This is a genomic window from Bradyrhizobium sp. Mp27 (assembly GCF_029953005.1).
In the GTDB taxonomy this organism is placed as follows: domain Bacteria; phylum Pseudomonadota; class Alphaproteobacteria; order Rhizobiales; family Xanthobacteraceae; genus Bradyrhizobium; species Bradyrhizobium barranii.
Genome location: NZ_JASAUS010000024.1, coordinates 18,717 through 32,445 on the forward strand (window position 1 = coordinate 18,717; position 13,729 = coordinate 32,445).

Below are 13,729 nucleotides of genomic sequence, written 5' to 3' on the forward strand. Positions count from 1 at the left end.
ATGACAATGGCGTCCGACCCGAAAATGATCCCGCAATCCGGCCTCCTCTCCGCGGAGGCCAATCAGGCTGCCGCGCTCGCAGCCTATGGCGGTGTGCTCACCGTCGATCTCGACGCCATCATCGCCAACTGGCGCAAGCTCGAGAAGACGGCCGTGCCGGCCGAATGCTCGGCCGTGATCAAGGCCGACGCCTATGGCTGCGGCGCCGCGCAGGTCTCGCGGGCCCTGAGCAAGGCCGGCTGCAAGACCTTCTTCGTCGCCACCATCGAGGAAGCGCGCACAGTGCGCGAAGCCGTGCCGGAGGCCGCGATCTACGTGCTCGGCGGCTATTTTCAGAACACCGGCGAGCACTACGCCAAGATCAATTGCCGGCCGGTGATCGGCGATCTCAACGAGCTCGCCGAATGGGACGTGTTCTGCCGCCGCACCGGCTGGACCGGGGGCGCAGCTGTTCACATCGACACCGGCATGAACCGGCTCGGGCTGACGCTTGCGGACGCGCAGGCCATCATCCCCCGCATCAATGCCGGCGATCACGGCATCACGCTGGTGATGAGCCATCTGGTCTCGGCCGAGCAGCTCAACAGTCCCGTGAATGCAAAACAGCTGGCAACCTTCCGCAGTATCGCCAGCGAATTTTCCGGCGTGCCGGCTGCGCTTGCCAATTCCTCCGGAATCTTCCTCGGCGCGCCCTTCCAGTTCGACCTGGTGCGGCCGGGCGCAGCGCTCTACGGCGTCAACCCGACGCCTGAGGCCGACAACCCGATGCAGCCCGTGGTCGACCTCAAGGCGCGCATCGTGCAGACCCGCAATGTCGAGCGCGGCGAGAGCGTCGGTTATGGCGGTACCTGGACCGCGCGGCGGCCGACAAAGCTCGCGATCATCGCGGTCGGCTATGCCGACGGCTATTTCCGCGCCGCCAGCTCCAATGACGGCACCCGCGGCGCCGAAGTCGTTGTCGCCGGCAAGCGCTGCCCGGTCGCGGGCCGCGTTTCGATGGACCTGATCGCGATCGACATCACCGACTTACCCCCGAATGCGGCGCGGCGCGGCCACATGGTGACGCTGCTCGGCGAGGGCATCACCGTCGACGAGCTCGCGCATCATTTCGGCACGATCGGCTACGAGGTGCTGACCAGCCTCGGCCACCGCTATGCCCGCATCTACAAGGGCGGCATTGAGGTGGAGCCGCTGGTCAAGCCGGAGCCCGCACCGACGGCCGAGCAGCCGCCCTCCCCGCCGCCGATCGAGCAACCCGCGAGCCCGCCGCCGCTGCCGTCCTAATCGACACTCTCGTGCCCCGGACGCAGCGCAGCGCTCCTTCAGCGGTGCGCTGCAGAGCCGGGGCCCATCTCTCAACAGTGAACCGTTCGGTCCCGGCTCTGCGCAGCAGCGTTTCACGCTGCGCCGCGTCCGGGACACGAGGTGGGCGCCTTACTTCTTCCGGCTGTCCAGCGCCGCCTTGCACGTCGCGCTGAGCTGATCGCGCTTGGCGTTGAGGCAGGCGATGATCTTGCCACCACCGGGCGCGATGCCGGCGCAGAATTTGTCATAGTCCGCCTTGCACGCGCCGCGTGGATCGGACGATTGTGCCGAAGCCGCTCCGGAGATCGCGACAACGACGACGAAAGCAGCAAAGCTCAACTTGGACATTGTATCTCCGGTGACGGAAGGCAGGAGCCGATAGCTCTACATGAAGATCGCGACATTCAACATCAACAACATCAACCGCCGCCTGCCCAATTTGCTGGCATGGATGCGCGCGGCGAAGCCCGATGTCGTCGCGCTTCAGGAATTGAAGGCAAGTGATGGCGAATTTCCGGCGGCGGCCATCGAAAAGGCCGGCTACGGCGCGGTATGGTGTGGACAGAAGACGTGGAACGGCGTCGCCATACTCGCCCGCAACGCCGAGCCCATTCTCACGCGCGATCGCCTGCCGGGAAAGCCTGATGATCGCGAAGCCCGCTACATCGAGGCCGCCGTGCGCGGAATCATCGTCACCAGCATTTACCTGCCAAACGGCAATCCGCAGCCGGGGCCGAAATTCGACTTCAAGCTCGACTGGTTCGCGCGCCTCAAGCGCCACGCCAAGACCTTCATCAAGCAGGATCTGCCCGTGGTGCTCGCCGGCGACTACAACGTCGCGCCTGATGAGATCGACATCTATCCGACGCGGTCATGGGACAAGGATGCGCTGATTCAGCCGAAGAGCCGCGCGGCTTTTGCATCACTGGTCGATCAAGGCTGGTGCGATGCGATCCGCGAGCTGTATCCGGAGAAACGCATCTACACGTTCTGGGACTACAAGCGAAACCGCTGGCCGCGCGATGCAGGCCTGCGGCTTGATCATCTGCTGCTCAGCCCCGCCCTCGTCTCGCGGCTGGCCAAGGCCGGCGTCGACAAGAAGGTGCGCGGCGAAGATGGTGCGAGCGATCACGCGCCGGCGTGGGTGGTGCTGAAGGAGCGTTGACGGTGCCGTAGGGTGGGCAAAGGCGCTCTTGCGCCGTGCCCACCATCTTCTATCGCGAGCAAGGTGGTGGGCACGCTTCCGCCTTCGCTCTTCGAGCTACGGCGGACAAGTCGCTTTGCACACCCTACAAGATCGCGCCAGATCAACGCCCGTAATATTCCTGCACCGTATCCCACGCCGCCTTTTGCAGCAGTTGAGTCGTCTCCGCATCCAAGCCCATCGTGTAGGAATTGCCGACCGGCGAGCGCCCGGTCAGCGCGGCGAGCGTCACGCAGGTTGCCAGATACGTGCCCGCCGGACTCGGGTGACGCTTGTCCGGCGCATACAGATTGAGTTCCGGCTGGAGCTTGCGCACGCGCGCGAAGGCGAGGCCTGCGGGGATCACCAGCGCATCATTGGCATTGCCCGCGGTCGTATAGGCCTCGGCGAGAGCCTCGGTCATCTCCGGCTTGTCGGCATAGGCCCAGGACATAAAAAACACGGGCCGCATGCCGTGGGCCCGGACGATCTCGCTGTCCTTCTTGGCGAAGGTCGCGAACGCATCCTTCAATTGCGGGTGGATCGGGCACTGGCTGCAATCCATCATGACGACGGCATCGAACTGCCTGCCCGGCTTGTTGAAGACGACGTTGTTCTGATCGTCGAAGGAATAGGCGCCGATGCCGCCCGGCCGCAGCAGATTGTCCATGTCGTGCCAATCGAGGCCGGAGCCGCCGATCGTGGCCATGGTGTTGCGGTACGCCGCCTTGTTCTCGGCATCCGCAGCCCGCTCCATGAAGGAGAGATGCCCGGGCATGCCGTTGTTGTAGTAGAAGAAGCTGTTGCCGACGAACAGCGCAGCCTTGGGGAAGTCAGGGCCCGATGTCGTGACCTTCGGTTTGGTCTGCGCCTGCGCATTGAAGCCGGCTGCAACGGCCAGACACATTGCGAGCATCACTCGCGCAAAAAGACGCATCAATGGCTTCCTCCCCTTTTTCTCTGGGGCCGGACCAAATCAGCTTTTCAAAATCGCCTCAAGTCACAGACGCGCAGCGGACATGCGCGAGCCCTGCATGCTCACCATAAATTCCTGCCGTCGATCATGTTCACCGGCACGGCATCGAGATCGAAATCGTCGAACAGGCGCGCGTTCACGGCAACCTTGGGATTGTCGAAATCGGCCTTGCCGGTCGACCAGTCAGGCGACTCCGAATAGGTGCCGCAGCCGCAGCTCGCGCAGAAATGATGTTTGACTGTGCGACTGCCCCAGAGATAGGTCGCGACATTCTCCGGCGGCGACAGCAGGCGAAATTGTGCCGGCGTGTAATAGGCCCACAACGCGCCCCGCTTGGCGCAGAGTGAGCAGGTGCAGCGCGTCACGCTCGCCGGCACCTCCGTCACCTCGAACACCGTCTCACCGCAATGACAGCTTGCCTCGATCGGCATGGACCCGCTCTCCGTTTTGTCAGGAGATGGTCGTAGCCTGCCCCTGCTGCCAACATGCTGTCAGCAGCGCAACTCCGTCACGGAGCCTCATTCGCGGACAGCCGCCTCGCGTTCGCGGCCACGTGCTCGCGATAGCGCTGGACGATCGCCGCCGGGGTTGCTCCCGCAAGCAGGCTCGCGGCCGCTTCGAAAGCCGCGACGATCTTCTCGCTGACCATCAGCGCGGCCTCCTGCCGGGCGCCCTCGTCGCCATGGCTGAGCTTCTCGCAGCGCAGCCGCACCACCTCGCTCGCTTCGACCGCGAGCATCGCGCCCGCATACCAGGGAAAGCCGTTATCGGATCCGCTGAGCGCCGCATGGCGGTCGAGGGCAGAGAAAGAATGGTGATCGGGCATCGCGGACCTCAAGTTCTTTGAGTGAACGCTCCGATCAATACGCTTCAAATTTGAAGGATCCGGCCGGGGAACTGATTGGATTGGCCGCGCCTGCGACACCCGCAATTAACCAAGGCTCTTGACGCCGACGCTCTGGTTAGCCTACTGGTCTGACCAAGATCAGACCAAAAAGAGACCGGGATGGAAGTGAAGCGAGCCACTGAGGGCGAAAAAGGGTTCGAGAAGGTGTTCGCCTTCCTGCGCGAACGCCTGCTTGCGGGCTCGCTCAAGCCCGGCGACCGCCTGATTTCCGAGCGCGAGCTGGCAACCCTCCTTGGCGTCAGCCGGCCGATCGTCCGTGAGGCGCTGCGCGCCCTCACCGTGCTCGGCATCGTCGAAATCCGCGACCGCATCGGCACCGTGGTGACGCAGCCGGACGTCTCGGTGCTGAACGACTTCTTCACCTTCGCGCTCGCCCAGCAGGCGGACATGCTCGATGACGTCATGCAGGCGCGCGTCGCGATCGAGTGTCAGGCGATCCGCCTCGCCTGCGAGCGCGCCAACATCGCCGATTTCGAACGCCTGCAGCGTGCGCTCGCGAAGATCGGAGAGACGATCGACGAGGCGGATGCCGGCGGCATGGCCGACTTCGAATTCCATCGCGCCATCGTCGTGGCATCGCATTCGGAAACGCTGACGGTCTTGCACGGTTCGCTGGCGGGACTGCTGACGCATTCGCATCGCAGCCGCCGCGAGCTGGTGCAGGCCTTCCCGTCGATGAAGACGTATTTGATCGACGACCACCGGCGCATCTTCGACGCGATCATCGCGCGCGACCCCGAGCGAGCGGATGCGACGCTGCGCAAGCATTTTGCCATTGGCGACGAATACCGCAGGCGCGCGGTCGTCGGCGACATCGACAAGACCAGCGCCTCAGGCTGATCGCGGCAGGCCAACAAGCAAGAAACCAATCAACCAAGAAACGGACGACTGACATGGGACGGAACGACAAGGGCAATGTCGGCTTCATCGGCATCGGCACGATGGGCCGCGAGATGGTGCGCAACCTCCTGGTGGCCGGGCATGCGGTTCGCGTCTTCGATCTGAACGAAGCCGCCTTGGCCGACAGCGTCAAGGAAGGCGCAGCCGGCGCCAACAGCCCCGCCGACGCAGCGCAAGGCGCCGACATCGTCATCACCATGCTGCCCGACACGCCCCATGTCGAAGCGACTATCTACGGCGAGAACGGCCTCCTGAAGTCTCCCCCGCCCGGCAAGCTCATCGTCGACATGAGCACGATCTCGCCGGTCGCCGTCCGCAGCATCCATGCCGACCTGCAAAAGGTCGGCGTCAGCTTCATCGACGCGCCGGTCTCCGGCGGGCCGGTGGGCGCCAAGAACGCTGCGCTCTCGATCATGGCCGGCGGCGATGCGGCTGCCTTTGCGCAGGCAGAACCGTTCTTCCGTGCAATGGGCACGACCATCACGCATGTCGGCGCGTCCGGCGCGGGGCAAACCGTCAAGCTCTGCAATCAGCTGATCTGCGGTATCAACATCCAGGCGATCTGCGAGGCGCTCGCGCTCGGGCGCGCGTCTGGCATCGATCTCAATCTGCTGCGTCGCGTTCTGCTCGGCGGCTCCGCCGCCTCCTGGATGCTCGACAAGCTCGGCCCCGCAATGATCGCGGGCGACGTCTCCGCCGGCTTCCGGATCGATCTCCAGCTCAAGGACCTCCGCCTGGTGCAAGAGCACGCACAGGCGCTGAGCGTGCCGTTGCCCGGAACCGCGCTCGTCACCAGCCAGTACGTGGACGCACGCGCGCATGGCGAAGGCAGCAACGGCAACCAGGCGCTGTTCCGCGTCTATGACCGCATGACCAACCAGGTGACGGGCTGAAGCCGATACGATGAGCCTCCAACTCGACTTTCCCGCGGTGCTGGAGCGTTGGCCAAGTTTTCTGGCCGGCGCGGCGCTGACGCTGGAGTTGGCAGCCTTCGCGACGGTGCTCGGCGCCCTGTTCGGCACGCTCGCAGCCGTCGGCCGCGGCTCCCGAAGCCCGCTGATCGCGGGCGCCTGCAAAGTCTATGTCGAGACCATCCGCAACACGCCGCTGCTGGTCCAGATCTTCCTGGTCTATTTCGGCCTCGCCAGCCTGGGGCTGAAATTCTCCGCCTTCACGGTGGCCGTGGCCGCGTTGACGATCAATGTCGGCGCCTACACCGCCGAGATCATGCGCGCCGGTTTCGAAGCGATCCCGCGCGGACAGATCGAGGCCGCCGAGGGGCTCGCGCTGTCGCGACTGCAGATCTACTGGCACATCATCCTGCTGCCGGCGATCGAGAAGGTCTATCCGGCACTGACCAGCCAGTTCGTGCTGTTGATGCTGGCCTCCTCGGTCTGCTCGCAGATCTCGGCGGAGGAACTCACCGCCGTCGCCAACTACATCCAGTCGGACACCTATCGCGCCTTCGAGACCTACATCATCGTCGCCGTGCTCTACGTCATCCTGTCACTGGTGATGCGCGCGGGCTTCTGGGGCCTCGGCCTCATGCTGTTTCCGCGCCGGCGCCGGCTCGGCACGCCGTTGTGAGATGACCATGGGCGGACATCTCAACATCAATCATCTGATGTTCCTCGGCCAGGGCGCGCTGTGGACGATTGGCCTGTCCGTGATCGCGCTGATCGGCGGCGGCGTCGTCGGCTTCGTGATCGCGCTCGCACGCATCTCGCCGCTCAAATCGGTGCGGATCGCCAGCGGCGTCTATGTCCAGCTGATCCAGGGCACGCCGCTGCTCGTCATCCTGTTCCTCGGCTATTTCGGCCTCGCCGCGATCGGCCTCAAGGTCTCGCCGTTAGCGGCCGCCGGCGCCTCGCTCACACTCTATGTCTCGGCCTATCTCGGCGAGATCTGGCGCGGCTGCATCCAGTCGGTGCCGAAGCCGCAATGGGAGGCCGCCGAAGGCCTCGCGCTGAGCCGGACCCAGCGCATGATGAAGGTGATCCTGCCGCAGGCGATCCGCATCGCGACGCCGCCGACCGTCGGCTTCATGGTGCAGATCATCAAGAACACCTCGCTCGCCTCGGTGGTCGGCTTCGTCGAGCTGATGCGGTCGGGCCAGATCGTCAACAACTCGCTGTTCGAGCCGTTCGCCATCTACGCCATCATCGCCGTCGTCTATTTCGCCATGTGCTATCCCCTGTCCCTGTTCAGCCAGAAGCTGGAACGGCGGATGGGGCGTGGCAGGTCCAACCTCGCACCAGCCTGACATGCAGCAAAACCCCTCCTCCTCCGAACCGATCGTGTCGCTCCGCGATGTACAGAAGAGCTTTGGCCCGCTCCGGGTGCTCGATGGCGTCTCCTTTGCCGTCGAACGCGGCGAGGTGCTGGCACTGATCGGCCGCTCCGGCTCCGGCAAGAGCACGGCGCTGCGCTGCATCGACCGCTTCGAGAAGGTCGACGGCGGCGAGATCGTCGTGTGCGGGCATCGCGTCGATCGTCCCGATGTCGATCTGCGCGCGCTGCGCCAGGACGTCGGCATCGTGTTCCAGAGCTACAATCTGTTTCCACATCTCACCATCGAACAGAACATCACGCTTGCCCCCTGCGCCGTGAAGGGCATGGCCACCTCGCAAGCCAGGGATCTCGCCCGAAAAGTGCTCGCGCAGGTCGGGCTCGAGGAGAAGCTACACGCCTATCCCGAGCAGCTCTCGGGCGGACAGCAGCAGCGCGCGGCGATCGCCCGCTCGCTCGCGATGCAGCCGAAAGTGATGCTGTTCGACGAGGTCACCTCCGCGCTCGATCCCGAGCTTACCGGCGAGGTGCTGAAGGTGATCGAGCAGTTGGCCGCGGACGGCATGACGATGGTGATGGTCACCCACGAGATGGGTTTTGCCAAAGGCATCGCCGACCGGATCGTCTTCATGCATCGCGGCAAGGTCCACGAGACCGGCCCCGCCTCGATCCTGACGTCGCCGGCGACGCCCGAACTCACGCAATTCGTGGGCACTGGAAACTTAAAATCATAACAGGAGAGGAGAACCAAGGATGACAAACAAGACACTGCTGGGGACCGCCGCCGCGCTGTTCGGCCTCGTCATGATATCAGCCACGCCGGCGTCGGCCGACCTGCTCGACGACATCACCCAGGCCAAGAAGATCCGCATTTCGACGGACGTCGCCATTCCGCCCTCGGGCATGATGGACAGCAGCATGAAGCCGACCGGCTCCGACGTCGAAGTGGCGCAACTGCTCGCCAAGGATTGGGGGCTCGAGCTCGAATTCATCCAGACCACCGGCGCGACGCGCATTCCCAACGTCCTGACCGGCAAGGCCGACATCATCATCTCGACCCTGTCGGTAACGCCCGATCGCGCCAAGGTCATCGACTTCACCAAGCGCTATGCGACGCTGCAATCCGATGTCGGCTGCCTCAAATCCTCGACCGTCAAGGACTGGCCCGACCTGAAGGACAAGTCGATCGGCGTCTCCCGCGGCACCACGCAGGACACCACCCTGTCCAACATGAAGGACAAGGACCTCAAGATCTCGCGCTACGACGACGACGCCACGATGGTGACGGCGGCCGTCTCCGGCCAGGTCGACTGCGTCGCCTCGTCGGCGACGATCATCAACCAGATCGGGGTGAAGAACCCGTCGCGTGTGTTCGAGTCCCGGATTCCGCTGGCGACCTTCGACCTCGCGATCGGCCTGAAGAAGGGCGAGCAGCGCCTGATGGACAAGCTCAACGCCTGGATCACCGAGAACGTCAAGAACGGCAAGCTCAACGCGATCTACAAGAAATTCCACGGGGTCGAGCTGCCGCCCGACATGCGCAGCTAAGACCAGGAACAATCGTGACAGCCGCACACGGCTGTCACGACCCATGCAAAATCAAGAAGGACATCACATGCGTCTCGTCATCGGATCCGACCACGCCGGCTGGCCGCTCAAGCAGACCGTTATCGACCACATCCGCAGCCTCGGCCACGACGTCGTCGATGTCGGCTCCCATGACGACAAGCCGGTGGATTTCCCCGACATCGCGCGGGCCGTTGCGCAGAAGGTGACGTCAGGCGAAGCCGCACGCGGCATCATGGTGTGCGGCACCGGCGTCGGCGCCTCGATCGCGGCCAACAAGATGAAGGGCATCCGCGCCGCGGTCTGCCACGACGTTCATTCCGCCCATCAGAGCGTCGAGCATGACGACGTCAACGTCATGTGCATCGGCGCGCAGATCGTCGGCGCCTGGCTCGCCGTGGATCTGGTCTCGTCCTACCTCTCCGCCGAATTCTCGACGGACGAGGATTTTCGCCGCCGCGTCGAGAAGCTCCGCATCATGGACGAGCAAGGCTGACGGCCGGCCCGGATCGCATGCGGTGAGCGATCGGTTCCCTCGCCTGGAATGGATCGCCCGCATCGCCGGCCACGGCTAAACTCTCCCGATTCGTGGAGAGCACCTTGGCCTTTCTCTTCGTCCTCACCGTCGGCCTCATCGCCGGCACCGTCTCAGGCATCGTCGGCACGGGGTCGTCGATCATGCTGATGCCGGTGCTGGTCTATGCCTATGGGCCGAAGGAAGCCGTGCCGATCATGGCGGTCGCCTCCGTGATGGCGAATTTCTCCCGGATCCTGGCCTGGTGGCGCGAGGTCGACTGGCGGGCCTGCGCGGCCTATTCGGTGACGGGCATTCCGGCCGCCGCGCTGGGCGCGCGCACGCTGCTCGCGCTCCCCTCGCACGCCGTCGATCTCGCCATCGGCATCTTCCTGATCGCGATGGTGCCGGTGCGGCACTGGCTGGCGCGGCACGATCTCAAGGCCAATCTCTGGCACCTCGCGATCGGCGGGGCCGTCATCGGTTATCTCACCGGCATCGTGGTCTCGACCGGCCCGCTCAGCGTGCCGCTGTTCCTGTTCTACGGCCTGTCCAAGGGTGCGTTCCTCGCAACCGAGGCGGCCTCCTCGCTCGGCCTCTACTTCGCGAAGTCCGTGACCTTCGAACGTTTCGGCGCGTTGACGCAGGATGTCTTCATCAAGGGCCTGATTGCGGGCTCCTCGCTGATGTCGGGCGCCTTCATCGCGAAACGCTTCGTGCTGCATCTCAAGCCGGAGATGTTCCGCCTAGTGATGGACGCGATCATGATCGCGGCCGGGCTCTCCATGCTCTGGAACGCAACGCAGCCGTAATCGCGCTCAGGCGGCGAATTCGGGCGCGATCGACGGGCCGTCGGCGAGGACGCGGCTCGTCTCAGTGGGCACCGCCTGCTCTTCGAGCCATTGCAGCACGGCGTCGAGCGGCTGCGGCCGATGGTAGTGATACCCCTGCCCGAGCATCACGCCCATCTCGCGCATGGCGTCGGCCTGCTCGGGCCGCTCGATGCCTTCCGCGACGAGCGTCAGCCCCAGTGTGCCGGCGAGCGAGGCGATGCCGCCGACGATCGCCTTGTCTTCCGCGCTGTCAGGGATCTCGCTGATGAAGGCCTTGTCGATCTTGACCTTGTCGAGCGGGAACCGCCGGAGATGCGCGAGCGAGCTGTAACCGGTGCCGAAATCGTCGAGCGCGATGGTTGCGCCCAGGCGCCGCAGGCGGTGCAGCGTCTCGGAGGCGCTGGCGATGTTGTTGATCAGCGAGCCCTCGGTGATCTCGAGCTCCAGCAATGATGCCGCAACGTTGAAGCGCGCGCATGTCGCGCGCAGCTCGGCGGCGAGCGAATGGTCGGCAAGCTCGGACGGCGGCAGATTGATCGCGATCCGGATCTGCGGCCTGCCGGCGGACGCCAGTCGCTGCAGCGCGCGACAGGCATCGGTCAGCACGTAGCGCGTCAGCCGTGCATTGTTGCCGCTGCGCTCGATCAGCGGCAGGAATTCGCCGGGACCGATCAAGCCAAGTTCGGGATGGCGCCAGCGGATCAGCGCCTCGAGGCCGACAACGGCCTGGCTCTCGAGGTCGACCTGGCTTTGATACCAGACCTCGAACTGCCCCTCGGCGAAGCCTGCGGGGATGGCGAGCTCGAGATCCCGGCGGCGGCGATAGTCGCGCTGAAGCGCTTCGTCGAGCACGGCGACCGTGCCGGGCGCCTTGCTCTTGGCATGGTAGAGCGCGATGTCGGCGAGCGCCGGCAAATGCGACAGCTCGGGATCGCCGGCGCGGCGCACGGCAAGGCCGATGCTGGCACGCGGCACGACCTGCTTGTCGTGCAGCCGGATCGGCTCGGAAATCGCATCGAGCAGCTGGCGCGCGAACGCCTGGGCGGTCGCTTCATTGCTGACCTCGGGGCGGATGACGACGAATTCGTCGCCGCCGAGCCGGGCGACCCAATCCTGCGGCTCGACCGCATCGCGAAGGCGTTCGGAGATGTGCACCAGGAACTTGTCTCCGGCATCGTGGCCGAAGGTGTCGTTGATGCCCTTGAAGTCGTCGAGATCGATGAAGCAGAAGGCGATCAGCGAATCCGGCGAGCCGGCGTCGCCGCTCAGGGTCACCAGATGCTCGGACAGCGAGCGGCGGTTGGGCAGGCCCGTGAGCGGATCGTGCGCGGCCATGTGCCCGAGCCGGTCGAGCGCGCCCGACGTCGTGTGCTGCATGGCGTTGAAAGCACGCGCGAGCTGGCCGAATTCGTTCGTCGATTTGATGTCGGCCGGATAGGCGCGCCCGTCCTGCTTGCTGCGCTGGATCGCCGACATGATCGCGGTGAGCGGCTTGCCGATGAAGATGTTGGCCGAGATCCGCATCGCGATCAGGGTGGCAAATGTTGCGAGCAGGCCGACCACCAGCAGCAACATCAGCCGGCTGCCCGTGTCCGCGTAGACCGTCGCATAGGAATAGGCGATCGCGATACGACCGGCCTGCACGGCGATGTTGCCGTTGCTGTAGCGGATCGGACGCGAGACTTCCGATACCGCCTGGTCCGCCGGCCGCGCCACCACCCGCGCGATCGCGACGCCGGTGTCGTCATAAACGGCCGCCGCGGCAATGGTCTCGTCGTGCATGATCTCGTTGAGGACGCTCGTGACCTGATCGTAGCGCATCTTCCAGAGCGGCTCGGCGATCAGTTCGGCGCGGCTCTCAGCCGTGCGGGCAATGCGCGCGTCGAGCTGCCTGATCTGCGACCAGAAGCTCGATGCCTCGACGCCGGCGGAGGCGAGCAGCTGCACAACCAGCAGCACCGGCACGGTGGCCCAGATCATCGCGCGGACCACCGAGCGCGAGCGCGACGGCGCCGTCGCCTGCTGCCTGCGATCCGGATTGGTCATGTCGTCGCCGTTTCGCATCAGTCAGCAGCGCCTTCCGGAAGCGTCAGCGAAGAGATGAGCGCATCGATGGAGAAATCGTACTGGCCGCAGCGCCCTGCCCTCGCCCTGAAGCGCGCGAAATCGATCCGATCAAAGGCGCGCGTCTTGATGAGGTCTCCGACCGATGCGAGATTGTCGCGCGTGATCGCAGACGTCCTGGCCTCGACGCGGGGCGATGCGGTCGCGAAGTCGCAGCCGTCGGCGTAGTCGCGCAGGAGGACGATCGACCAGCCGCCGAGCAGGAAATGTCCGCCATCGGTCATGAGCAGACGGCCCGCCTTGATCTCGCGCAGGGCGTCCTCCGACCAGTTGAGGCCGACCAGCTGGATGTTTCGACCGGGCGTGAGGCCGGCAGCGACCCCCGCCCGAAGCGCGCCGAGCGCCATCGGATCGTTTCCGGCCCAGATGCCGGCGGGCCGGATCTCCTTGCGCGCGGCCCAGCCCAGATAATTCCTGGTGACCTGCTCTGCCTCCGACTGGGTCCAGTTGGCGAACAGCATCCGGTCCACCACCACGTCGGGCGCGGCGTCCACCGCGAGCTTGAGACCGGCGTTGCGGGCGATCGAGGCCGGCGTGATCTCGTCGCCGCCGATGCCGAGAATGTGGATCTTGCCGTCCGGGCTCTGCCATTTCTCGGCGCGCGCCGCGTTGATCAAGGCATTGGCCATCCTCGCGCCCGCGGTCTGGAGATCGGTCGTGATGTCGCCGAGCCAGGTCTTGAGCTTTTGCCGGGGCGGTCCGAGGCGCGCCGCGTCGTCGCCGATCAGCGTGTTCGAGAGCAGCAGCGTCTTGACCCCGGCGGCCTCGGCCGCCTCCAGGATGGGAACGGCAGCGGATTCCTCGTTCGACAGGACGAGGAAGTCCGGCTTGTCGGCGCGTGCCACCACGCCGAAGCCAAGCTCCTGCATGGTGCGGTAGTTCCGCTCGCTGGTCAGCACCTCGACATGCGCGTCGAGCTTGCGGCCCGCGGCCTGCATGGTCTGCGCAACCATGTCCCAGTAGACCTCGCCGGTCTTGCCGGGGTTGACGAAAACGATGTTGAGACGCCCGGCGTCGGCCGCAACGGCGCCGCCAACCGGCAGAAGAAGGCCGCAGGCCATGCCCACGGCGAGCATTATCCGCAAGACTACCGTCATTCGTTTCGCCATCCCGTATCGGTTTCGAAACTGGA

At 65.2% G+C, this 13,729-nt stretch carries 16 protein-coding genes; 10 read left to right on the forward strand and 6 right to left on the reverse strand.

Annotation, left to right across the window (positions count from 1 at the left end; genetic code table 11):
* Positions 1–6: 6 nt before the first annotated feature.
* Positions 7–1,284 (forward strand): alanine racemase, encoded by a 1,278-nt coding sequence (gene alr, locus QJT78_RS15385; RefSeq protein ID WP_038942931.1) that lies wholly within the window; start codon positions 7–9, stop codon positions 1,282–1,284.
* A gap of 150 nt (positions 1,285–1,434) precedes the next feature.
* Here the strand turns inward: alr and QJT78_RS15390 are convergent, their stop codons facing one another.
* Positions 1,435–1,653 carry a cysteine rich repeat-containing protein gene (locus QJT78_RS15390; protein ID WP_014495816.1) on the reverse strand — a complete coding sequence of 73 codons (219 nt, stop codon included), beginning with the start codon at positions 1,651–1,653 and terminating at the stop codon, positions 1,435–1,437.
* Positions 1,654–1,693: 40 nt separating this feature from the next.
* Here QJT78_RS15390 and QJT78_RS15395 point away from each other — a divergent pair, with 40 nt between their 5' ends.
* On the forward strand, positions 1,694–2,470 hold the full coding sequence (locus QJT78_RS15395) for an exodeoxyribonuclease III (RefSeq protein ID WP_028149718.1): 777 nt from the start codon (positions 1,694–1,696) through the stop codon (positions 2,468–2,470).
* Positions 2,471–2,612: 142 nt separating this feature from the next.
* Here the strand turns inward: QJT78_RS15395 and QJT78_RS15400 are convergent, their stop codons facing one another.
* The 3 genes from QJT78_RS15400 to QJT78_RS15410 all read right to left on the reverse strand — a co-directional run bounded on the left by QJT78_RS15400 (position 2,613) and on the right by QJT78_RS15410 (position 4,290).
* Entirely contained in the window at positions 2,613–3,428 is an 816-nt protein-coding gene (locus tag QJT78_RS15400; protein WP_038942929.1) for a hypothetical protein, read from the reverse strand.
* A gap of 98 nt (positions 3,429–3,526) precedes the next feature.
* Entirely contained in the window at positions 3,527–3,895 is a 369-nt protein-coding gene (locus tag QJT78_RS15405; protein ID WP_028149720.1) for a GFA family protein, read from the reverse strand.
* Positions 3,896–3,972: 77 nt separating this feature from the next.
* Complete coding sequence (locus tag QJT78_RS15410; protein WP_028149721.1) at positions 3,973–4,290, reverse strand: hypothetical protein; 318 nt, start codon at positions 4,288–4,290, stop codon at positions 3,973–3,975.
* Positions 4,291–4,470: 180 nt separating this feature from the next.
* Here QJT78_RS15410 and QJT78_RS15415 point away from each other — a divergent pair, with 180 nt between their 5' ends.
* The 8 genes from QJT78_RS15415 to QJT78_RS15450 all read left to right on the forward strand — a co-directional run bounded on the left by QJT78_RS15415 (position 4,471) and on the right by QJT78_RS15450 (position 10,452).
* A complete protein-coding gene (locus QJT78_RS15415; protein ID WP_038942928.1) occupies positions 4,471–5,211 on the forward strand; it encodes a FadR/GntR family transcriptional regulator in 741 nt (246 codons plus the stop codon).
* Positions 5,211–6,164 (forward strand): NAD(P)-dependent oxidoreductase, encoded by a 954-nt coding sequence (locus QJT78_RS15420; RefSeq protein WP_335337537.1) that lies wholly within the window; start codon positions 5,211–5,213, stop codon positions 6,162–6,164. The genes QJT78_RS15415 and QJT78_RS15420 overlap by 1 nt, the downstream gene beginning before the upstream one ends.
* Before the next feature lie 10 nt (positions 6,165–6,174).
* Positions 6,175–6,858, forward strand: coding sequence for an amino acid ABC transporter permease (locus QJT78_RS15425; RefSeq protein WP_028149723.1), 684 nt, complete (start codon positions 6,175–6,177; stop codon positions 6,856–6,858).
* A gap of 7 nt (positions 6,859–6,865) precedes the next feature.
* Positions 6,866–7,534, forward strand: coding sequence for an amino acid ABC transporter permease (locus tag QJT78_RS15430; protein WP_038942927.1), 669 nt, complete (start codon positions 6,866–6,868; stop codon positions 7,532–7,534).
* Between the two features lies 1 nt (position 7,535).
* Positions 7,536–8,294: an amino acid ABC transporter ATP-binding protein gene (locus tag QJT78_RS15435; protein WP_028149724.1), complete on the forward strand. Its 759-nt coding sequence runs from the start codon at positions 7,536–7,538 to the stop codon at positions 8,292–8,294.
* Positions 8,295–8,313: 19 nt separating this feature from the next.
* Positions 8,314–9,108 carry a transporter substrate-binding domain-containing protein gene (locus QJT78_RS15440; protein WP_028149725.1) on the forward strand — a complete coding sequence of 265 codons (795 nt, stop codon included), beginning with the start codon at positions 8,314–8,316 and terminating at the stop codon, positions 9,106–9,108.
* A gap of 67 nt (positions 9,109–9,175) precedes the next feature.
* The gene (rpiB, locus tag QJT78_RS15445) at positions 9,176–9,622 is read left to right on the forward strand and encodes a ribose 5-phosphate isomerase B (RefSeq protein WP_028149726.1); all 447 of its coding nucleotides are present in this window, start codon (positions 9,176–9,178) and stop codon (positions 9,620–9,622) included.
* Positions 9,623–9,726: 104 nt separating this feature from the next.
* Complete coding sequence (locus QJT78_RS15450) at positions 9,727–10,452, forward strand: sulfite exporter TauE/SafE family protein (protein ID WP_028149727.1); 726 nt, start codon at positions 9,727–9,729, stop codon at positions 10,450–10,452.
* Positions 10,453–10,458: 6 nt separating this feature from the next.
* Here QJT78_RS15450 and QJT78_RS15455 read toward each other — a convergent pair whose 3' ends face one another.
* Positions 10,459–12,537: an EAL domain-containing protein gene (locus QJT78_RS15455; RefSeq protein ID WP_038942926.1), complete on the reverse strand. Its 2,079-nt coding sequence runs from the start codon at positions 12,535–12,537 to the stop codon at positions 10,459–10,461.
* A complete protein-coding gene (locus tag QJT78_RS15460; RefSeq protein WP_240537562.1) occupies positions 12,537–13,694 on the reverse strand; it encodes an ABC transporter substrate-binding protein in 1,158 nt (385 codons plus the stop codon). The genes QJT78_RS15455 and QJT78_RS15460 overlap by 1 nt, the downstream gene beginning before the upstream one ends.
* Between the last annotated feature and the right edge of the window lie 35 nt (positions 13,695–13,729).

Coding starts and splice junctions, on each gene's coding strand:
- alr (WP_038942931.1), top strand. CDS start 7: ATGGCGTCCGACCCGAAAATGATCCCGCAATCCGGCCTCCTCTCCGCG.
- QJT78_RS15390 (WP_014495816.1), bottom strand. CDS start 1,653: ATGTCCAAGTTGAGCTTTGCTGCTTTCGTCGTCGTTGTCGCGATCTCC.
- QJT78_RS15395 (WP_028149718.1), top strand. CDS start 1,694: ATGAAGATCGCGACATTCAACATCAACAACATCAACCGCCGCCTGCCC.
- QJT78_RS15405 (WP_028149720.1), bottom strand. CDS start 3,895: ATGCCGATCGAGGCAAGCTGTCATTGCGGTGAGACGGTGTTCGAGGTG.
- QJT78_RS15410 (WP_028149721.1), bottom strand. CDS start 4,290: ATGCCCGATCACCATTCTTTCTCTGCCCTCGACCGCCATGCGGCGCTC.
- QJT78_RS15415 (WP_038942928.1), top strand. CDS start 4,471: ATGGAAGTGAAGCGAGCCACTGAGGGCGAAAAAGGGTTCGAGAAGGTG.
- QJT78_RS15425 (WP_028149723.1), top strand. CDS start 6,175: ATGAGCCTCCAACTCGACTTTCCCGCGGTGCTGGAGCGTTGGCCAAGT.
- QJT78_RS15430 (WP_038942927.1), top strand. CDS start 6,866: ATGGGCGGACATCTCAACATCAATCATCTGATGTTCCTCGGCCAGGGC.
- QJT78_RS15435 (WP_028149724.1), top strand. CDS start 7,536: ATGCAGCAAAACCCCTCCTCCTCCGAACCGATCGTGTCGCTCCGCGAT.
- QJT78_RS15440 (WP_028149725.1), top strand. CDS start 8,314: ATGACAAACAAGACACTGCTGGGGACCGCCGCCGCGCTGTTCGGCCTC.
- rpiB (WP_028149726.1), top strand. CDS start 9,176: ATGCGTCTCGTCATCGGATCCGACCACGCCGGCTGGCCGCTCAAGCAG.
- QJT78_RS15455 (WP_038942926.1), bottom strand. CDS start 12,537: ATGCGAAACGGCGACGACATGACCAATCCGGATCGCAGGCAGCAGGCG.
- QJT78_RS15460 (WP_240537562.1), bottom strand. CDS start 13,694: ATGACGGTAGTCTTGCGGATAATGCTCGCCGTGGGCATGGCCTGCGGC.